Here is an 18,360-nt window from a genome sequence, read left to right on the forward strand (position 1 = left end):
CGAGGGACTTCGAGCGATTCGGTCGACGGGGACATGATGTTGAGCAGGTAGTTGCACGAGCAGCTGTCACCGTCGGCGGCTTTCGACGCACCCCACGGACCGTTCTCACGATCAGAAGCAGTACGTGGACCAAGCGTTCGAGAAGATCGAACCGTTCTTCGCCGAGCACCTCTGATCACCGCAGACGGCGGTGGGGCCGGTCCGGTGCGCAGCGCACCGGGCCGGTCGTCATCCGATGGCGCCCGCTTCACGCAGCGCCGACAGATCACTGTCGGTGAAGCCCCAGTCCGTCAGCACTTCGTCGGTGTGCCTGCCGGGTTCGGTCGGCGGTCGCTGAATCGCGCCGGGGTGCGGCTGAACCGCGGCGCGGGGGCGGGCTGGACCACGCCCTCGATCTCGACGAAAGTGCCGCGGTCCCGCAAGTGCGGGTGCGTGGGCGCCTCGGTCAGCGACAGGACCGGGGACAGGCAGGCCTCCCGGCCGTCGGCCATGGCGCACCATTCGTCGCGGGTCCTGGTGCGGAAGACCTCGGCCAGCCGCTCGCGCATCCGCGGCCAGCCGCTCCGGTCGTGCTGATCCGGAAGTTCGGACTCGTCGAGGCCGAGCACATCCAGCAGATTCCGCCAGAACCGGGATTCGTTGGCGCCCACACTGATCCAACCGCCATCGGCGGTCTGGTAGACGTTGTACCAGGGCGCGCCCGAGTCCAGGCGGTTCACGCCGCGTTCGTCGTGCCAGTAGCCGGCGGCGAGCAGCCCGTAGAACAGGGTCATGAGCGAGGCCGAACCGTCGACCATCGCCGCGTCGACAACCTGGCCGCGGCCCGAGGTGCGGCTCTCCAGCAGGGCCGAGACGACGCCGAACGCCAGATACAGCGAACCACCGCCGAAATCGCCCGCTAGATTCAGCGGGATGACCGGCGGTTCTCCGGCCCGGCCGACCGAGTGCAGGACGCCGGTGAGTGAGATGTAGTTGATGTCGTGGCCGGGGGCCGACGCCAGTGGGCCGTGCTGGCCCCAGCCGGTCATCCGGCCGTAGACCAGTGCCGGGTTGACCGCCAGACAGTCGTCGGGTCCCACGCCCAGCTTCTCCGCGACACCGGGCCGGAACCCCTCGATGAGGATGTCGGCGCTGCGCGCCAGGGCCAAGACCGCGGCGACCGCCGAGGGCTTCTTCAGGTCGAACACCGCGCTGCGCCTGCCCCGGTTGAGCAGATCGAAGCGAGCGTCGACCGGGGCGCCGCCGTCGTAGCCGGGTGGCCGGTCCAGGCGCAGGACGTCGGCGCCGAGGTCGGCCAGCAGCATGGCGGCGAAGGGGGTCGGCCCGACCCCGCCCAGCTCCAGCACCCGCACCCCCGACAGCGGGCCGCTCATCGGGCCAGCAATCCGTTACTCGCGCCGATGTCCTCGGCGGCGGCCAACGGCGGCGGCCGCTTGCCGTCGAAGGACAGCGGCAGCCCGACGACCCCGATCTCGTCGGCACTGGGTGCGCCGATGATACCCAGTGCGCTGGTCTGCTCGTGGGCGATCATCTCGGCGGTGGTCTGCACCGGCGCGAACGGAACCCCGAAGTCCCGCAAGCGGTTCTGCCAGAACTCGCGCGTGTCGCCTGCCAGCCGCTCGCCGATCAGGCGATCGATCTCGGCACGGTTCACCAGCCGCGCCTGGTTGGTCGCGAAGCGTTCGTCGGTGGCCCATTCCGGCCGGTCCAGTGCCGCACTCAAGCGCGCGAACAACCCGTCGTTGCCGCAGCTCACGATGAGATCGTCGTCGGCGGCAGAGAATGCCCGGTGCGGGACGATGAACGCCACGCCCGATCCGCGCCGTTCGCCGGGCGCGCCGTCGGTGTTGTAGCCGGCCACGCCGATCGACATCCAGGCGATGGCGGTCTCGAGCAGCGACGCGTCCACCGCTGCGCCGTCCAGCTTGGACTGCCGCCGGTACAGCGCGGCGAGGATTCCGATGGCGGCCCACATGCCGGTGCCGAAGTCGATGATCGAGACACCGGCGCGCACCGGCGGTCGGTCGGGTTCGCCGGTGATACTCATGATCCCGGAGAAGGCCTGCATGAGCGGGTCGTAACCGGGCAGGGCGTTCATCGGCCCGGTGTGCCCGAACGCGCCGACCGCGCAGTGCACGAGCTCGGGTTTGGTCACCCGCAGGCTCTCGGCGTCGAGCCCGTACTTCGCGGCCGAGCCGGGACGCAGATTGTGCAGGAAGACATCGGCGCGCTCGGCGATGAGCCGGTGCAGTTCGGCGAGCTGGTCGCGGTCCTTGATGTCGATGCTGACGCACCGTTTGCCCCGGTTGAGCGCATGGAAGGCGGCGCCGCTGCCCTTCCACATGCTCGGTCCCCAGCCGCGCGCGGAGTCACCGGTCGGCCGTTCGACCTTCCAGACCTCGGCGCCGAGTTCTGCCAGGATCTTGCCGGCGAACGGCGCCGAGGCGCTGTCGCCCAGCTCCACCACCACGATCCCCGCCAGGGGGAGTTCATTCTGCATCGCCCGCTCCTGACCGATAGTGTTCTGTCATCGTGCACCTCTACTTGGTGGTCGCGGTGGTGAAGACGGGAACCGTCTGCGCGCCGCGTTCGACGAACCGGACGGTGACGGGTGCGTCGATGGCGAGGGATTCCGGATCGCCCTCGATCTGGCCGAAGATCATGTAGCCCTCGGCCATCTCGACGAATCCCACGGTGTAGGGAGTGATCGAGGCCCACACGGGCGTGGGGCCGCGCATGACCGTACTGAACGAGTAGAGGGTGCCGTTGCCGCTGGACTGCTCCCAGGCCAGCCGGTCCGAGCTGCAGTACGGGCAGTACGAGTGCGCAGGCCACACTGGCTCGGTGCAGTCGGCGCAACGCTGGAAGGTCAGGCGCTGATCGTCGAGTGCCGCCCAGTACGGGCCGGCGTCGAGCAGCCGGTAGGGCTGGGGCCAGCCGCCGGATGCGGTGGTCTCGCTCATGATGTCTCCGATCCGCTCAGGCCGCCGAGGCCAGTACGAGGACGCTGCCCGCCGCGAGCATGCCGCCCGCCCCCTGGACCAGCGCCGTTTCCGGCCGCACGGCAGGCGCCAGTCCGTGTGCCGTGCCCCGCAGCTGGCGCACGGCCTCGACGAGGGTGTCCATGTTGCAGGAGATGCCGGGCTGGCCGAAGGACAGCCAGCCACCGTTGGTGTCGGTGGGCAGGTCACCGTCGATGCCGGTGCGGCCTTCGCGGTAGACGTCGATGCCGTGGCCCTTCTTCGCGAAGCCCAGGTCCTCCAGGAGGATCGGGCCCATGTGGGCGAAGTTGACCGACAGTTGCACCATGTCGATGTCGGACGGGCCGAGGTCGGCCATGGCGTAGGCCTGGCGTGCGGCCTCGATGGTCGCGGTGTGGGTCAGGTTGGGCAGGGTGCCGAAGCCGGGGAACTTGCACTGGCGCATGTTCATCCGGTCGGTCAGGTACTCGTGGGTGGTGGCCGATCCGTAGCCGTGCAGGTAGACCGGACTCTGGTGCGGGCGCACGTTGTCGGGCGCGGTGACGACGAGGGCGCCACCGGTGCCGCCGCCCCAGGTGGAACACATCCACCGGCGCAGCGGGGTGGCCACATACGGGGAGGCGAGCACCGTGGCGACATCGATCTCGCCGTGGCGGGCCTTGGCCGCGTGCGGGTGGTGCGCGCCCCAGCGCTGGTTGGCGACGGCGACTTCGGCGAGATCGGTTTCGGTGATGCCGAATTCATGGAAGTACCGGCGCGCGGCCTGGGCGTAGAGGGACGGGATCGTGGGTCCGTAGATCACTTCGTACTGCGGATCCGCGTCGGCCTCGGCGCCCATGGCCACGGCGTCGACGAACAACTCCGTCGCGTCGCTCTGCAGGCAGAGCACGTACTCGGCTTTGCCCGCGGCGATCATTTGCGAGGCCTGCGCGAGCGTGGCGGTGAGGCCGGCGCCGTGCAGGGTCAGCTCACTGGTGAACGTCAAGGGCATCTGCATGTGGGAGGCGAAGATGTTGCTCCACTGCGACCGCTTGTCGGCCCACGGCGAGCGACCGGTGAACAGGGCATCCACCTGGTGCTTGGTGATGCCCGCGTCGGCCAGCGCGGCGACGGTGGCCTCGGCCGCCAGTTGCAGCGGGTCCTTGCGGTCGGCGCGGGTGGCATAGGCATCGCCCATGCCCACGATCGCGGCGACAGGTTGGGCGGTCATGGACTCAGCCCCGCGCGTTTTCGGTCGGCAGCGATGCGCCGACGAGGGCGTCGAGATCGGAGCGCTTACGCAGCATGAGCAGGCTCCACTCGCTGCGCTGGACCACGTCACCGTGCTGGTTGAGCGCCTTCATCAGGAAGGTGACGACGCCGAACTTGTCGTCCTTGTCCTTCTTGCCGGTCACCTCGGCGGTGACGTAGATGGTGTCGTTGATGAGCACCGGCTTCAGATAGCGCAGGTTGTCGATGCCGTAGTTGGCCTGGATGGACGGGCCGAACTGGATCAGACCGGTCATCAGCGAGTAGGTCAGCGAGCCCTGCACCAAGCGCTCGCCGAAGCGGGTCCGCGCGGCGTAGTGGATGTTGGAGTGGATCTCGATCCAGTTGCCGGTCAGCGCGCAGTAGTTCACCACATCGGCTTCGGTGATGGTGCGCCCGCCGGAGCGGAACACGGTGCCGACCTCGATCTCGTCGAGCGGCATATCGATGCGATTGTTGATGGTGGCCATCGGTGTTCCTCCTGGAAGTTTCTGCGGGACTGCGGCTTACGCGCCGGACGGCAGGCGCATCGACTTGGCGATGATGGTGCGCTGGATCTGCGAGGTGCCGCCGCCGATGGTGGACTGCACGCTCTCGCGCAGGTAGCGCTCCATGTCGGCCTCGGGCAGGTTGGCGTAGCCACCGAGGATCTGCATGCCGTCGAGGGCACACTGCTTGAGGGTCTCCGAGCCGTACAGCTTGGCCATGGAGGTCTCCCGCGGAGCGGGCAGGCCGGCGGCCTTCATCTTCGCGGCGCGGTAGCAGAGCAGGCGGGCGGCGTCCACGCGCGTCTGGTTCTCGGCCAGCATGTGCTTGAGCACCTGGAACTCGTAGATCGGCTTGCCGAACTGGATGCGCTCGTGGGCGTACTTGTTGGCCGCGTGCACCGCCTGCTGGGCGTTGCCCACGTAGGCGGCGGCCACCGCGCAGCGCTCCAGCTCGAGGTGGTCGGTGATGATCTTCCAGCCCTGGCCGACCTCGCCGAGCAGCGCGTCGGCGGGGACCCGTACCTCGTCGAGGAAGATCTCGGTGGTGCCGGTGGCGTGCCGCGACAGGGTCGGCAGCTTGCGGATGTCCACGCCCGGAGTGTCGTTGGGGATCAGCAGGACCGACAGGCCACCGTGCTTGTCCTCGGTGTCGGTGCGCACGAGCATGGCGATGACGGTGTCCTTGGCGGCGGCGCCCGAGCACCACAGTTTCTGGCCGGAGACGACCCAGTCGCCGTTCTCGTCGCGGCGGGCACGGGTCTTGGTGTTGGACGCGTCCGAACCGGCGTCGGGCTCGGAGATCGACACCGAGAAGCGGAGGGAACCGTCGATGAACGGCTTGACGTAGCGCGCCTTCTGCTCGGCGGTGCCGTACTTCAGGATGTTCATCGCGGTGAAGGTGGGCACCAGCACTGAGCAGGCGAAGTCGAAGCCGAACTTGCCCAGGCCCTCGGCCATCAGCGAGTAGTCGAAGATGTCGCCACCCGAGCCGCCGTCCGCTTCGTCGATGAGGATGCCCAGCCAGCCCTGCGCGGCGATCTTCTCGTACGCCTCGTAGGGGTACTCCCGGTTCACATCGCAGTGCCGGACGTATTCGACGGTGATCTCCTCGTCCATGAATTTGTTCACGACGTCGAGCCAGGCCGCCTGCGACTCGTCCAGAAAATTGGAATTCATTCTCTTACTCCGTTGTGCGATGCGATTGTTTTCGCGCGATTCGGCGGATAGCAGGTACCGAGCCTGGGGCGGTCGGCCCGACGACCGCATGCCGATGTCGGGCGCGGTGCGCAAGGAACACTGCGGTGACGTCGCACGATTCCGGATTCCCGAGACGGGATTACCGGCGATATTCCGAGGCTGCACCACGGCGCGGCCGATAGCAAGTGATGAATCGTGAAGTGCCGTTTCACCGATTGCGAATTGAACCGCCGGAATCACCGATCTATGGTCGGAACAGAATTCCGCCGGACCGTCAATTTATCCCGGCGACGGCGAATCGGCCATTCAGGAGTGATGATGAGGAATATTCCGTTCTCGGCGCGGCACTGGAGCGCGGTCGAGTCCCTGCCCACCGAGGACGCCCGTCGCGTGCAGGACGAACGACTGCGCGAGCAGCTCGCCTACCTGGCCGGGAACAGCGCGTTCTACCAGGCCAAGTTCGCCGAGCAGGGGGTCGACGTGAGCCGGGTCGCCACGACCGCCGACCTTGCGGGGCTGCCGTTCACCGAGAAGCAGGAACTGCGCGACAGTCTCGCCGCCCATCCGCCGCTGGGCGCACACGTCGCGGCCGACGGGGCCGACATCGTCCAGGTGCAGGCGTCCTCGGGAACGACCGGCTCGCCGTCATATGTCGGACTGACCGAGCCCGACATCCGCACCTGGTGCGAGCTGGGCGCACGCGCCCTCTATGCCAATGGTTTCCGGCCCGGCGATCGCGTGCTGCACGGCTTCGGCATGAGCAAGGGTTTCGTGGGCGGACTGCCGATCATCCAGATCCTGCAGTACATGGGTGTGGTCGACATCCCCATCGGCGCCGAGGCCGGCGCAGAGCGGCTGCTGCGGGTGCAGGCCGATCAGCGGCCCGAGGGGCTCATCGGCACGCCGTACTTCTTGACCCACCTGGCCGAGCAGGCACCGCGCATCGTCGGCCGCGCCGCCGACGAGCTGGGTGTGCGCTCGATTAGCGTCGGCGGCGAGCCCGGCGGCGGCCTGCCCGCCGTCCGCGGGAAGCTCGAAGCACTGTGGGGCGCTACGTCACGGGAGATGCTGGGCGGCACCGATATCGCCTGCACCTATTGGGGCGAGTGCGAGGCGGGTGAAGGCATGCACTTCCTCTCTCCCGACCTGATGATCGCCGAGCTGATCGACCCGGAGACCGGCGAGCAGGTCGATCCGGTCGCCGGCGCGCAGGGCGAACTCGTCTACACCGCGCTGCGCAGGCAGGCCTCCCCCCTGCTGCGTTTCCGCACCCGCGACCACGTGGTGGTCACCGGCACCGACTGCGCCTGCGGCCGAACCGGTTACAAGGTGCGCTGCGTGGGCCGCACCGACGACATGCTCATCGTGCGCGGGATCAACCTGTTCCCCTCGGCGGTCAAGGAACTCGTCCTGGAACTCGCGCCCGCGACGACCGGTGAGATGCGGATCCGGCCGGACTTCGAGGGTCACTCCACACAGAAGCCGCTGCCGCTCGTGGTCGAGTACGGACGGCAACTGAGCCAGCAGCAGCGCGACGAGCTGCGCACCACGATCGAACAGCGGGTGCGCTCGGCGCTCAACGTCAAAACGATCGTCGACCTGGTTCCCGACGGAACGCTGAAGCGTCCCGACCACGTGAAGGTGGCATTGATCGAACGCATCTGATCCGACCAGCGAAGACACGCGCCCTAGTTTTATAAAATATATACTACGGTATGATAGGGTCACTGACCGCTGCATGATCACGAAGGTGAGATGACCACTTTCAACCGCCTGCACCTGATCCGCCAGATCGACCTGTTCACGCTGCGCCTGTTCCTCTCGGCCATCGAAGAGCGGCAGATCGGGCTGGCCGCGATCCGCGAGAACATCGCCGCGTCCACCGCCACCAAACGAATCCAAGTGCTGGAGAATATCGCCGGGGTCGAACTGCTCGTCCGGACCCCGAAGGGCGTGGTACCCAGCGCCGCCGGCACGATCCTGGCCCGCCACGCCCGCAGGATCTTCGACAGCCTTGAGGACATGCGATCGGAGTTCGCCTCGCTCACAGAGGGCGTGCGGGGCGAGCTACGGGTCGTGTCGGCCCGCTCGGTGATCGTGCCGTTCCTCGCCCACGAGCTCGGCGAGTTCAGCCGGGAGTTCCCGCTGGTGGACCTGATCGTGCACGAGGTGGAGAACTCCGACATCGTGAAGGAGATCGCCCGCGGCGAAGCCGATCTCGGCGTCTTCGCCTCCGCCTACGGCCTCGACCTCGACGGTGTCGATGTCACCCCGTACCGCCGTGACCGGCTGGTCGTGGTCACCCCGCGCGGCCACCACCTCGCCGAGCGTGGCGCGGTCACCATCCTGGACCTGCTGCCGGAGAACCTCATCGCGCCGCAGGCGCTCGTCGCCGCGCTGCGTGCCGCCGCCCAGCGGGCCGGCGAGGAGTACAAGCCCACGCACGTCCTGCGCAGCGGCGGCACGGCGATCAGTCTCGTGCACGCCGGCCTCGGCGTCACCGTGCAGCCCGAATGCCTGGTCGGGCACGAGTGGTCCGGCCGGGTGGCCGTCCTCGATCTCGATGAGCCGTGGGCCGAGCGCCGGATCCACCTGGCCACGCCGCGAGGCCGCGAACTCGGTCCATCCACCGAGCTTCTCGTCGAACACCTGCTCGCAACGTCCGCTGCGGAGACCACCGACGCCCTCGGTCTTCCCACCGATTCCTGAGGACACCTTCATGCTCGGTTCCGCCGTATCCGCCGATCTCGCGGCGGCCTTTCTGTCAGCCTGATCTTTCCGAATCCACGTGTCCCGCGCGCGTAAATCAGCGGCGAGGTAGATGGTCGTCGAGGTCGGGCACTCCGTCGGAGCCGATCGCGAATCGGCGCAGGACCTCCTCGCCACCTCGGCTGGGGTCGGTGCCCAACGCCCCACCTGTCGTCTTCGAATCAGAGGCCATGAAGGGGATCGTAGGGCGCGGTCCGCGGCACGACTGCCCGTGATTCGGACACTTTCCGGATCGGTCGCAGAAGCGGTGCGGTGGCGCCGACAAGCTGCGTGTCGAATCGGTTGGCACCATTGCCCTTTCACACCGGACACCCGTGATCGTGTCCGAATATCTGGACAGTTCCGGAACCGGAGATTGCCTACCGTCTAGCTCACTTCGCCCGCATCGCAGCGGCCGCCGAAATACGGAGCGGCCAGGGGCGGACGAACAAGGAGCGCCGATGCTCTGTTTGCGAAAGGTACGTCGATGACGACATCTCCCTCCCGCCGATCCGGTTTCAGCCGCCGTGGATTCCACAAGGCGGCCGTCGCGGTCGCCACGGTCCTGCTCAGCTCGGCGAGCTGGACACTCTCCTCCGCACCGCAGGCCGCCGCCACGCCGTCGCCGCAGTTCATGCTGGTCGGCGGCACCGCGAGTGGCAGTATCGCGGTACTGCGGATGAACGCCGACGGTTCGCTGACCAAGGTCGCCGACACTCCGTTCGATGTGGATCTCGGCCTGTTCTCGGTGGCGCTCGCGCCCGAGGGCCGGACCGTCTATGCCACGCAGGCGGCCTCCCAGAAGGTCACCGGCTATCACGTCGACGACCAAGGCGCGCTACGGCCGGTGGCGGGCGGCGAGGCGGTGATCGACGGCGGACTGCCCATCACCTCGGCGATCACCCCGGACGGCAAGTGGTTGTTCGTCGGGGTCGGAGGGTTCCCCGGTCGCATCGACGCGTTCGCGGTATCGGCCGCCGGTGCGTTGACACCGGCCGGCTCGATCCCCGTGCCCGGCGCGGGCGCGGGCGTGCTGCCCATGGTGACCATCGACCCCGACGGGCGCTTCCTGCGATTCGCGAGCGCGATCGACGGCAACGTCGCCGGTTTCGCCATTCACGCCGACGGGTCCCTGGCCGCACTCGGCGATTCGACACAGGTCGGCCTGCTGCCGGTCAATCCCGGGTACACACCGGACGGACGATTCGTCTACATCAGCCACGAACAGGGCGGCGCGGTCTCGGGATACGCGATCGGCGCAGACGGCCGGCTCACACCCACTCCTGGCTCGCCCTACGCGGTCCCGGCGATGCCGCACAATGCCGAGGTCAGCGCCGACGGGCGCCGCGTCTACATCCCGTCGGTCGCCGCGGGCAAGGTCAACGGTTTCGCCATCGGTGCCGACGGTGCGTTGTCGCCCCTACCCGGCTCCCCGTACAGCACTCCGCTCGGTTCGGGCCCCGGCTGGGTCGTGCTCAGCGACGATCAGAAGCATCTCTATGCCGCCGATGTCCTCACCACCGGAATCACCACCAAGGTGCACATCTATGACGTCCGTGACGACGGCAGCCTGGTCCCCTCCTCGCTGCCCACGGTCGACACCGGAACCATCGTTTCCGACGGCCCGGTCATGGTGAAGACAAGATAGCCGCTCTGCGCTTCAGCCCAGATTCATATAGACCGCCTTCGGGTAGAGGTAGCTCTCCACGTGCTCGCGGCCGCCCTTCCAGCCGTATCCGCTCATCTTCGTTCCGCCGAAGCCCACCGACGGGTCGAGTACGCCGTAGCAGTTGACCCAGACGGTGCCCGCGGTGAGGCCCCGCGACACCCGGTGCGCGGTGCCGAGATCTCTGGTCCAGACACCGCCCGCCAAGCCGTAGGGGGTCGCGTTGGCCAGGCGCAGTGCCTCGTCCGCGTCGTCGAACGGGATCACCGTCGCCACGGGGCCGAAGATCTCCTCCTGCGCGATGGTCATCTCGTTCGTCGCGGAGGCGAACACCGTGGGTTCGACGAAGAATCCCGAAGCCCGGTCGCCGTCCAGCCTCCTGCCGCCACTGACCAGTTCGGCCTCCTTGTTCCCGATGTCGATGTAGTTCAGCACCCGTTCGAGTTGACGTCGCGAGATCAGCGGGCCGAGCTGGCTGTCCGGGTCGAGACCGTCGCCCACCCGAATCGTCTTGGTGAATTCCGCCATGCGCGAGACGAATTCGTCGTGGATCGAGCGCTGGACGAAGATCCGCGTGCCGGCCACACAGACCTGACCGCTGTTGGTGTACACGCCCATCGCCGCGCCGGGGACTGCCTTGTCCAAGTCGGCGTCGGCGAAGACGATGTCGGGTGATTTGCCGCCGAGTTCGAGCTGGAGCCGTTTGATGTTTCCGGCCGAGGCGCGCACGATCGTCCGCGCGGTACCGACCGAGCCGGTGAACGCGATCCGGTCGACGCCGGGGTGCTCGGCGAGCGCGGCGCCGGCATCTCTGCCGAACCCGGTGACCACGTTGACGACGCCGTCGGGCACCCCGGCTTCGGTGAGCAACTCGGCCACTCGCAGCACCGACAGCGATGCGTCTTCCGCTGGTTTGAGGACGGCGGTGCAACCGGTCGCCAGCGCCGGGCCGAAGATCCACCACAGGCCGATGAGCGGGCCGTTCCAGGGAATGATCCCGCCGACCACGCCGACCGGCTCGCGATAGCGCAAAGTCACGAAGTCGCCGGGCAGCGAGTTCGGCGGCGTGGTGGCCGTGCCCGCGTCGACCTGCGAGGCGAAGAATTGCAGCACCTGCGAGGTCCACTCCCGCAGGCCCCGGGTCCGGGCCAGCGGGGCGCCCATATCGAGGGTCTCGATGGTGGCGAGTTCCTCGAAATTGTCGAGGACCAGGTCGTGGACGCGCAGGATCAGCGAGCGACGCTGGTGGGGCGTCCAGCGGCGCCAAGGGCCTTCGAAGGCCGCGCGCGCGGCCGCGACGGCGGCGTCCACGTCGGCGGCGCCGCTCGCGGCGATGGTGCCGAGGGTGCCGCCCGTGGCCGGATTCACGACGTCGATGGTCTCGCCCGACGCGGCGGGCACCCAGCGCCCGCCGATCAGGTTGCGCTGCGCGTTGCCGACGAACGCGGGCACGGGATGGGTAGCGGTAATGGTCATAGTTGTCTCCGAATCAACAAAGGCGCGGCGGTCAGCCGAACAGGAAGACGCCCTTGCCCGCGTCCTGCTTGTCGAACCATCGGTAGGCCTCGTCGGCCTGCTCGATGGTCCAGGTGTGCGAGTACAAGTCATCGACCGGAAGGTTGTGCGCGACAACGTAATCTGCGCATCGCGCCTGCTCGATCGAAGACATGGTCCAGGACGTCATCAGCGTCCATTGCTTCTTGTAGACCGCCTGGGTCGTGAACTGGACGTGACCGGGCAGGCCGATGAACACGGCCCGGCCGAAGGTGCCGAGTACAGCGAGCGCGTCGTCACCGGCGCGCCCCGAGGTCTCCATGACGACATCGGCCATCCGCCCACCGGTGTACTCGGCGACCGCCGCCGCGATGTCCCGCTCGCGAGAGTTCACCACCAGATCGGCACCGAACCGGCGACTCTCGGCCAGCCTGCGGTCATCGACATCGACCGCGATCACCCGCGCGCCCATCGATGCCGCGAACATCGTCGCCGAAAGCCCCACGGGGCCCTGTCCGATCACCACCGTGGTCGTATCCGAGACACCGCCGAGCCGCTTGATCGCGCCCCACGCCGTCCCGGTGCCGCACCCGATGGCTGCACCTGCCTCGAACGACAGTCCCTCCGGCATCGGCAGCAGCGCCGCTGCCGGCACCAGGGCGAACGGCGCGTGGCCACCGTCGACATGAACCGCCATGGTCTTACCCGGCGCGGTCTCACACATCTGCGGCCAGCCCGCGCGACAGCGGCGGCAGGTGCCGCAGCCGAAGTAGTGGTGGATCATCACGCGGTCGCCGACGGCGAACCGGGCCGGGTCGACGCCGTCGCCGAGCGCGTACACCTCGCCACACGGTTCGTGACCCTGGATCACCGAGTGGTCGAAATCGAAAGCGCCGTGGTAGAAGTGCAGATCCGAGCCACACATCCCCGAGGCGCGGACCTTCACCACGACCTCTCCGGATCCCGGTTCGGGCTCGGGGAAGTCCTTCAACACCGTCGTCCCGTCTCCCGGGAACACGATCCCCTTCATCAGTTATCTCCTGTCTCTTGCGGGCGATCGGACCGACGGGCGTCGCGCAGACGCGCCGTCGCCTCGCGATCGATGCGCAGTCCCTCGGGAGCCAGACGCGGGTCGCCATGAACGACCACGCCGTAGTCGCGCTCTGCGCCCGCGATGCTCACGTACTCGTTGCGAACGTCGGCGAGCACCCGCTCGGGATCACGACGCAACGGATCGCCCCAGCCCCCACCGCCATTGGTGAGGCAACGCAGGATGGTGTTCGGCTCGGTGGCCCACACCTGTTCGGCGGCGAAGTAGTGGTACCGGCCGTCGATCGGGTCCAGCGCCTTGGTCTCGGGATCGAGCACGCCGGCGACGGGAACGCTGTCGGCGTAGACCTGCGTGCCGGTGCCCAGAATTCCCGGGGTCGCGCTGTCGTCACGTGGCGGGAACAGCCACATCGCTCCGGTTGGCCCGGCCTGTCCGCCGTTCGCGCCCACACCGGACGGCTGTTTGGTGCGGAACGGCGACAGGTAGTGCGCTCCGGCGGTGAGCCACAGCGCGTCCTTGAGATTGGCCGCGCCGCCGCGGAACGTTCCCGCACCGCCGGTGTCGATGGCGTGTTCCTTGCGCAACAGCACCACGGGCGAATCGCGTTCGATCGTCTCGGTCGCGGGATCGAGGTTGTTGAGCGTGAACAGAACCGTGTAGCTGTCGCCGTCGCCGACGTGAGTGGCGCCCCAGGGGCCGTGCTCGCCGCCGCATTGGGTGGCCGAGGTCCACGCGGTGCCGTCGGCCCGCAGTCCCGACGCGTTGTGCGTATTGGTCGAGCCGTAGTCGCCACCCACGCCGTACCGGCCCAGTACGGGATTGAGCGCGTCGAAGATCGCCGACGCGACGGCGCCGGAAGCCTCCCAGAACATCATGATCCCGCCGTCCGGCGGCAGAGAGGAGACGATGGTGCCCGGCGGCACCGCGATGTCGACGTTGCGCCAGGTGCCCGAGGTGAACGGCACCTTCGGATCCAGCAGCATCGTGAGGGCCACTCCCACAGCGGTTTTGGCGTCGAGCACACCACAGTTGATGCAGGTCCGCGCCTGGGGCGAGGTGCCGGACAGGTCGATCTCCATGTTCTCGCCGCGTTTGCGCACGAGCACCCGCACGGTGTAGTCGATCGTGTCGTCGAGACCGTCGGCGTCGATCAGCGCCGAACCCTCGTAGTCGCCGTCGGGTATCAGCGCGATCGCATCGCGCATCCGTTCGGCGGAGGTGTCACAGGCATAGTCGAGCGTGCCGAGGTACGCCGCGAGGCCGTACCGATCGATGTTCTCCAGTACCAGTCGCTCCCCCAGCTTCAACTGCTGGAAGATGCTCTTAAGGTCGGGCAGCAACATGCCGCCCCACCGGGTGTTGTCGAAGATCAGGCTGAAGGTGGAGCGCACCGGTTCGTCCTGCGACCACAGCAACATGGGCGGGATCACCAGCCCGTTCTCGAAGACGTTGCTCTTGGTTGCCGAGAAACCACCGGGCACTGTGCCGCCCATGTCGAGCTGATGCGCGCACATGGTGACGAAGGAAACGATCTCACCGTCGACGAACACCGGACGGGTGAACGCCACATCGTTGACATGCCTGCCACCGCGATAGGGGTCGTTGCAGATCAGCACGTCACCGGGACGCAGGTTCTCGGACCCGTACTCCTCCACGGCGTTTCGGACGGCGTCGCCCATGGTGCCGAGGAAGACGACCAGGCTGTTGCTGACCACGGCCATCGGATAGCCTTTGCCGGCGGGACCGCTGATAGTGCAGGCGAAGTCGTACCAGTCGCGGATGATGGGCGAGAACGCCTCGCGCATGAAACCGGTGGACATGTGCTCGACCGCGTAGCGCAGCCGGTTGGTGATCACGGTCGCGCTGAACCGGTCGCACCCGTATCGATCGTGGAACTGCGCCGCGGAGAGGTCTCGGAGCCGAGGGGCGGCGGCGGGGATGGGGGGACTGGACATGTCACTTCCTCTGGATCACGATTTCGCCGTACCGGCCGACGGTGGCCTGCTGCCCCGCGCCGACATGGGTGGTGGACAGTTCTTCCTCGACCACCGCCGGGCCGTCGAGCACGTCACCGGCTCGCAAGCTCACGCGGTCGTAGACGTGGGCCTGCTGGGCGCCGACGCCATCCGCGTCCAGGTCACCTAGATAGCGCAGCGTCACCGTGCGGATCGGAGTGAGCGGCCCGTCCGCGGCGGAACGGGCCGCGAGTTCGGCGTACTCGACCTTCGGGGTGTCGAGCACGGCGCGCACCCGGAACGTCACACCCTCGACAGGCATGGTCTCGAACCGGTTGCCCGAGCGTGCTTCGTAGGTGTCGTGGAAAGCGGACACCATGGTGGCCACCGCCGCTTCGTCGATCGTGCCGCTCGGCACGGGCACGAACGGGGTCTCCCAGCTCTGTCCGGCCAGGTGCGCGTCCATGCTGCGCAGCATCCGCACCGATCCGCCGCCGGTCCGCGCCCGCAGCCTTTCCTCCATATCGGCGAACAACGCATCGATCGCGGGAGCGGCCTCACTGGTGAGCATGAGATACGCACTGCGGTCGACCGTGAACACCTGGTCGGTGGACAGCAGGCCGACGGCGGAGAACAGGCCCGGGTTCGGTGGCACGATGACCTGCTTGCACTGCACCGTATCGAGGACCGCCGGCAGCAGCATCGGGCCCGCGGCGCCGAAGGCGACCAGGCTGTAGTCGCGGGGATCGACGCCGTTCTTGATGGCGACGTTGAACACGCCTTCGGCCATGTTGTTCACCGCCATCTCGTAGGCGTAGCGCACCCGATGGGCCAGGTCGAGTTCGGTGTCGAGAGACTCGAACGCCCGCCGTGCCGCGTCGGCGTCGAGTCGCAGTTCCCCACCGGCGAAGTCGCCGGTGCCCAGGATCCCGATCAGCAGGCAGGTGTCGGTCGTCGTCGGTTGGGTGCCACCGCGGCCGTAACACGCCGGGCCTGGCTGCGCCTTGGCGCTGTCGGGCCCGACCTGGATTTCTCCGGCGGCACCGAGGGACACGATGCTGCCGCCGCCCGCGCCGATGCTGGAGATGTCGTTGGCGAGGGCGTTGACCACGAGGTCGTGCTCGAGTTCGAAGGTGGTGTCGACGAAGGGTTCCCCGGCGCTGACCACGCTGATGTCACAGGACGTGCCGCCTACGTCGGCACACAGCAGGTCGTTCTCGTCGATCAGCGCGCCGAAGTGGGCGCAGGCGACGGTTCCGGCGGCGGGACCGGAGAACACGATCCGAAACGGCTGCTCCATCGCCTGCGCCGACGGCACCAGGGTCGCAGCGCAATCGGCGAAGTTGAGCTGACCGGCGAAACCCAGTTCGCTCAGCCCTTTCTCGAGGCTCGCCGTGTAGTCGGTGTAGATGATCTTCATCAGCGTGTCGATCACGGTGGTGGAGGCACGCGCGTATTCCTTCGCCAGCGGGGACACCTCGCTCGAGATGGAGCACGGCACGTCGCCGAGCACCTCGCCGACCAGCTCGCGCAGCCGCAGCTCGTGCGCGGGCTCGACATAGGCGTTGAGCAAGCAGATCGCGACACCGGCGACCTCGCACCGGCGCAGCACCTCGAGCTCGGTCCTGGCCTGATCCTCGTCGAGCCCGAAGAGCACCGCGCCGTCGGCGGTGATCCGTTCGCGGATGCCGCGCCGCAGGTAGCGCTGCACCAGCGGCCTGGACGCGTCACCGAAGCTGCGCCGCCAGTGCGGGTCGAGGATGGCCTCGGCCGGACGCCAGACACGGCCCATGTCGAGGATGTCGCGGTGCCCCTCGGTGGTCAGGAAGCCGATCTTGGGCAGCTGGCGGGTGATCACGGCGTTGAGACCGTGCGTGCTGGCGTGGTTGAACACCGCCGCGTCCGCTACGCCGAGGATCTCGGCGCCACGCAATACGGGCCCCGCGACCTCGGCGTAATCGGTGGAGATCTTGGCGGTGTGGATCCGCCCGTCGCGCCAGGCGACGACGTCGGTGAACGTGCCGCCCACATCGACTGCGATCATGGTGTCTCCTGTCGTGGTTCGGTGCTCAGACGAAGTCGGCGAGCAGCTGGATGGGACCGAGGCGGTGCCAGGGCTCCCGCGTCACGGAATGCAGGCAGTGCTGGCACTTGACCACCCGCACCCAGCCCCGCTCGGCGACCACGGGATACGCGCGCAGTTCGGCGGCGCCGCATCGTGGGCAGGTGCCGTCGCGGGGTTCGCGGGTCACCTCGAGCGGTGTCGGTGCGTCGGGCATGACGGGTCCTCCTACGGCAATGGTTTTGTTCGGCGAGCGCCGTGAGGACGACCGTAGGATCGAGAGATCTGGGTCACAATCCGCCTGACGAAGGCGCGTTGTCCTTCGAACGAACCGTCATGTCGTCGGTGGACGATATATTATATTGACTATGTGACACCCCTCACGCCTGGAAGGAGGGTCTGCCGTTGCCGTCAGCACCCGCGGCGTGCGTGAGCGCCTTTCGCACGGAAGATCCGGCCGCGGCCCACGACCACGTGGCCGCCACCTTCGCCCACCACGAACTCGCCCTCGACGAGCGTGGCGGCGTCGACTTCACCCTGGAGACGGTGCGGTCGGAGAGCCTGACCGTCGGCCGAATGGCCTACGGCACCGCCGCGCGCATCGACGGCCCGGCGATGCAGACGTGCTATCACGTGAATCTGGCCGTCGCGGGACAGAGCACGGTGGCGCAGCACGGCACGCGCCGCTCGTTCGGCGCGGGTGAGGCCGGAGTGGCGTTCGTCCACGACGCTCCGGTATCGATCCGCTGGAGCGCCGACGCGGCGCACTATCACATCAATCTGCGCCGAGGTGCCTTCGAACGTCACGCGGCCAGGCTGCTCGGCCACCGGGAGACCGAACCGGTCCTGTTCGACCTCACCTTCCCCATCGACTCCCCCACCGGCCGTGCCCTTTTGGCCTCGACCCGATTCGTCTACGACGAATTGGCCCGCGAAGGCGGGGTGTCGACGATGCCGCTGGCCTGCCGCGAACTCGAGTCGACACTGATGACACAGATCCTGCTCACCGCGCCGAGCCAGCTCACCCCGAGGCTGACCGGCTCGTCACCGGACATCGGCCACGCTCGGGTACGGGACGCCGTCGCCTATATCCACGCCAACCCCGACGCCGACGTCTCGACCGCCGAACTCGCCGCCCGCGCAGGAGTCACCGCCCGGGCGCTGCAGCTAGGCTTCCGCGACGCTGTGGGCATGTCACCGAGCGCCTACGTCCGCTCGGTGCGACTCGACCGGGTACGTGCCGAATTGGCCTCCGGCCGAGCCACTTCGGTGAGTGATACGGCGATGAAATGGGGCTTCTTCCACCTCGGCCGCTTCGCGCATCAGTACCGCGAACGGTTCGGCGAACTGCCCTCGGAGACCGCCGGTCGCGCTGGCGGCGATGTCACCTCCGCACCATGAGGCAGTGTCGACCGGCCCGCACGGCTCCCGGCGACAGTTGGGAATCCATCGGTGGTCCGGCCCTCGGCT

General features: G+C 68.0%; 16 protein-coding genes. 4 read left to right on the forward strand and 12 right to left on the reverse strand.

Annotated features, from left to right (window positions below):
• Nucleotides 1-290 precede the first annotated feature (290 nt).
• From ACFV2O_RS10470 to ACFV2O_RS10495, 6 genes are read right to left on the reverse strand one after another with little or no spacing between them, the layout of a single operon-like run.
• On the reverse strand, nucleotides 291-1,373 hold the full coding sequence (locus ACFV2O_RS10470; RefSeq protein WP_379251607.1) for a CaiB/BaiF CoA transferase family protein: 1,083 nt from the start codon (nucleotides 1,371-1,373) through the stop codon (nucleotides 291-293).
• Nucleotides 1,370-2,500 carry a CaiB/BaiF CoA transferase family protein gene (locus ACFV2O_RS10475; protein ID WP_379251608.1) on the reverse strand — a complete coding sequence of 377 codons (1,131 nt, stop codon included), beginning with the start codon at nucleotides 2,498-2,500 and terminating at the stop codon, nucleotides 1,370-1,372. Before ACFV2O_RS10475 ends, ACFV2O_RS10470 begins: the two co-directional genes overlap by 4 nt.
• Before the next feature lie 40 nt (nucleotides 2,501-2,540).
• The gene (locus ACFV2O_RS10480; protein WP_379251609.1) at nucleotides 2,541-2,963 is read right to left on the reverse strand and encodes a Zn-ribbon domain-containing OB-fold protein; all 423 of its coding nucleotides are present in this window, start codon (nucleotides 2,961-2,963) and stop codon (nucleotides 2,541-2,543) included.
• 16 nt (nucleotides 2,964-2,979) lie between these two features.
• On the reverse strand, nucleotides 2,980-4,191 hold the full coding sequence (locus tag ACFV2O_RS10485; RefSeq protein ID WP_195042991.1) for a thiolase family protein: 1,212 nt from the start codon (nucleotides 4,189-4,191) through the stop codon (nucleotides 2,980-2,982).
• A 4-nt stretch (nucleotides 4,192-4,195) separates the two neighbouring features.
• On the reverse strand, nucleotides 4,196-4,699 hold the full coding sequence (locus ACFV2O_RS10490; protein ID WP_067809730.1) for a MaoC/PaaZ C-terminal domain-containing protein: 504 nt from the start codon (nucleotides 4,697-4,699) through the stop codon (nucleotides 4,196-4,198).
• Between the two features lie 36 nt (nucleotides 4,700-4,735).
• Complete coding sequence (locus ACFV2O_RS10495; protein WP_067809732.1) at nucleotides 4,736-5,893, reverse strand: acyl-CoA dehydrogenase family protein; 1,158 nt, start codon at nucleotides 5,891-5,893, stop codon at nucleotides 4,736-4,738.
• A 339-nt stretch (nucleotides 5,894-6,232) separates the two neighbouring features.
• Here ACFV2O_RS10495 and ACFV2O_RS10500 point away from each other — a divergent pair, with 339 nt between their 5' ends.
• Together ACFV2O_RS10500 and ACFV2O_RS10505 are read left to right on the forward strand one after the other, a co-directional pair.
• Entirely contained in the window at nucleotides 6,233-7,579 is a 1,347-nt protein-coding gene (locus ACFV2O_RS10500) for a phenylacetate--CoA ligase family protein (RefSeq protein WP_379251610.1), read from the forward strand.
• 90 nt (nucleotides 7,580-7,669) lie between these two features.
• Nucleotides 7,670-8,623 carry a LysR family transcriptional regulator gene (locus tag ACFV2O_RS10505; protein WP_379251611.1) on the forward strand — a complete coding sequence of 318 codons (954 nt, stop codon included), beginning with the start codon at nucleotides 7,670-7,672 and terminating at the stop codon, nucleotides 8,621-8,623.
• A gap of 97 nt (nucleotides 8,624-8,720) precedes the next feature.
• Here the strand turns inward: ACFV2O_RS10505 and ACFV2O_RS10510 are convergent, their stop codons facing one another.
• The gene (locus ACFV2O_RS10510) at nucleotides 8,721-8,855 is read right to left on the reverse strand and encodes a hypothetical protein (RefSeq protein ID WP_379251612.1); all 135 of its coding nucleotides are present in this window, start codon (nucleotides 8,853-8,855) and stop codon (nucleotides 8,721-8,723) included.
• A 294-nt stretch (nucleotides 8,856-9,149) separates the two neighbouring features.
• Between ACFV2O_RS10510 and ACFV2O_RS10515 the strand changes: the two genes are divergently transcribed.
• Entirely contained in the window at nucleotides 9,150-10,310 is a 1,161-nt protein-coding gene (locus tag ACFV2O_RS10515) for a lactonase family protein (RefSeq protein WP_379251613.1), read from the forward strand.
• Between the two features lie 12 nt (nucleotides 10,311-10,322).
• On the opposite strand, the gene ACFV2O_RS10520 is transcribed toward ACFV2O_RS10515, so the two are convergent.
• Genes ACFV2O_RS10520 through ACFV2O_RS10540 form a run of 5 tightly spaced genes read right to left on the reverse strand, consistent with a single transcriptional unit; the run spans nucleotide 10,323 to nucleotide 17,107 of the window.
• Nucleotides 10,323-11,804, reverse strand: a complete 1,482-nt coding sequence (locus tag ACFV2O_RS10520) for an aldehyde dehydrogenase family protein (RefSeq protein WP_358214375.1) — start codon at nucleotides 11,802-11,804, stop codon at nucleotides 10,323-10,325.
• 31 nt (nucleotides 11,805-11,835) lie between these two features.
• Entirely contained in the window at nucleotides 11,836-12,852 is a 1,017-nt protein-coding gene (locus tag ACFV2O_RS10525; RefSeq protein WP_379251614.1) for an alcohol dehydrogenase catalytic domain-containing protein, read from the reverse strand.
• Entirely contained in the window at nucleotides 12,852-14,828 is a 1,977-nt protein-coding gene (locus ACFV2O_RS10530; RefSeq protein WP_379251615.1) for a hydantoinase B/oxoprolinase family protein, read from the reverse strand. The genes ACFV2O_RS10525 and ACFV2O_RS10530 overlap by 1 nt, the downstream gene beginning before the upstream one ends.
• A 1-nt stretch (nucleotide 14,829) precedes the next feature.
• On the reverse strand, nucleotides 14,830-16,872 hold the full coding sequence (locus ACFV2O_RS10535; protein ID WP_379251616.1) for a hydantoinase/oxoprolinase family protein: 2,043 nt from the start codon (nucleotides 16,870-16,872) through the stop codon (nucleotides 14,830-14,832).
• Nucleotides 16,873-16,897: 25 nt separating this feature from the next.
• Nucleotides 16,898-17,107 carry a hypothetical protein gene (locus ACFV2O_RS10540; protein WP_067809743.1) on the reverse strand — a complete coding sequence of 70 codons (210 nt, stop codon included), beginning with the start codon at nucleotides 17,105-17,107 and terminating at the stop codon, nucleotides 16,898-16,900.
• A 188-nt stretch (nucleotides 17,108-17,295) separates the two neighbouring features.
• Between ACFV2O_RS10540 and ACFV2O_RS10545 the strand changes: the two genes are divergently transcribed.
• The gene (locus tag ACFV2O_RS10545; RefSeq protein ID WP_379251617.1) at nucleotides 17,296-18,291 is read left to right on the forward strand and encodes an AraC family transcriptional regulator; all 996 of its coding nucleotides are present in this window, start codon (nucleotides 17,296-17,298) and stop codon (nucleotides 18,289-18,291) included.
• The last annotated feature ends 69 nt before the right edge of the window (nucleotides 18,292-18,360 follow it).

The sequence above is a fragment of the Nocardia sp. NPDC059691 genome (assembly GCF_042733915.1).
GTDB lineage: Bacteria > Actinomycetota > Actinomycetes > Mycobacteriales > Mycobacteriaceae > Nocardia > Nocardia sichangensis.

Coding starts and splice junctions, on each gene's coding strand:
- ACFV2O_RS10505 (WP_379251611.1), top strand. CDS start 7,670: ATGACCACTTTCAACCGCCTGCACCTGATCCGCCAGATCGACCTGTTC.
- ACFV2O_RS10500 (WP_379251610.1), top strand. CDS start 6,233: ATGAGGAATATTCCGTTCTCGGCGCGGCACTGGAGCGCGGTCGAGTCC.
- ACFV2O_RS10485 (WP_195042991.1), bottom strand. CDS start 4,191: ATGACCGCCCAACCTGTCGCCGCGATCGTGGGCATGGGCGATGCCTAT.
- ACFV2O_RS10520 (WP_358214375.1), bottom strand. CDS start 11,804: ATGACCATTACCGCTACCCATCCCGTGCCCGCGTTCGTCGGCAACGCG.
- ACFV2O_RS10530 (WP_379251615.1), bottom strand. CDS start 14,828: ATGTCCAGTCCCCCCATCCCCGCCGCCGCCCCTCGGCTCCGAGACCTC.
- ACFV2O_RS10510 (WP_379251612.1), bottom strand. CDS start 8,855: ATGGCCTCTGATTCGAAGACGACAGGTGGGGCGTTGGGCACCGACCCC.
- ACFV2O_RS10495 (WP_067809732.1), bottom strand. CDS start 5,893: ATGAATTCCAATTTTCTGGACGAGTCGCAGGCGGCCTGGCTCGACGTC.
- ACFV2O_RS10490 (WP_067809730.1), bottom strand. CDS start 4,699: ATGGCCACCATCAACAATCGCATCGATATGCCGCTCGACGAGATCGAG.
- ACFV2O_RS10475 (WP_379251608.1), bottom strand. CDS start 2,500: ATGCAGAATGAACTCCCCCTGGCGGGGATCGTGGTGGTGGAGCTGGGC.
- ACFV2O_RS10535 (WP_379251616.1), bottom strand. CDS start 16,872: ATGATCGCAGTCGATGTGGGCGGCACGTTCACCGACGTCGTCGCCTGG.
- ACFV2O_RS10470 (WP_379251607.1), bottom strand. CDS start 1,373: ATGAGCGGCCCGCTGTCGGGGGTGCGGGTGCTGGAGCTGGGCGGGGTC.
- ACFV2O_RS10540 (WP_067809743.1), bottom strand. CDS start 17,107: ATGCCCGACGCACCGACACCGCTCGAGGTGACCCGCGAACCCCGCGAC.
- ACFV2O_RS10515 (WP_379251613.1), top strand. CDS start 9,150: ATGACGACATCTCCCTCCCGCCGATCCGGTTTCAGCCGCCGTGGATTC.
- ACFV2O_RS10480 (WP_379251609.1), bottom strand. CDS start 2,963: ATGAGCGAGACCACCGCATCCGGCGGCTGGCCCCAGCCCTACCGGCTG.
- ACFV2O_RS10525 (WP_379251614.1), bottom strand. CDS start 12,852: ATGAAGGGGATCGTGTTCCCGGGAGACGGGACGACGGTGTTGAAGGAC.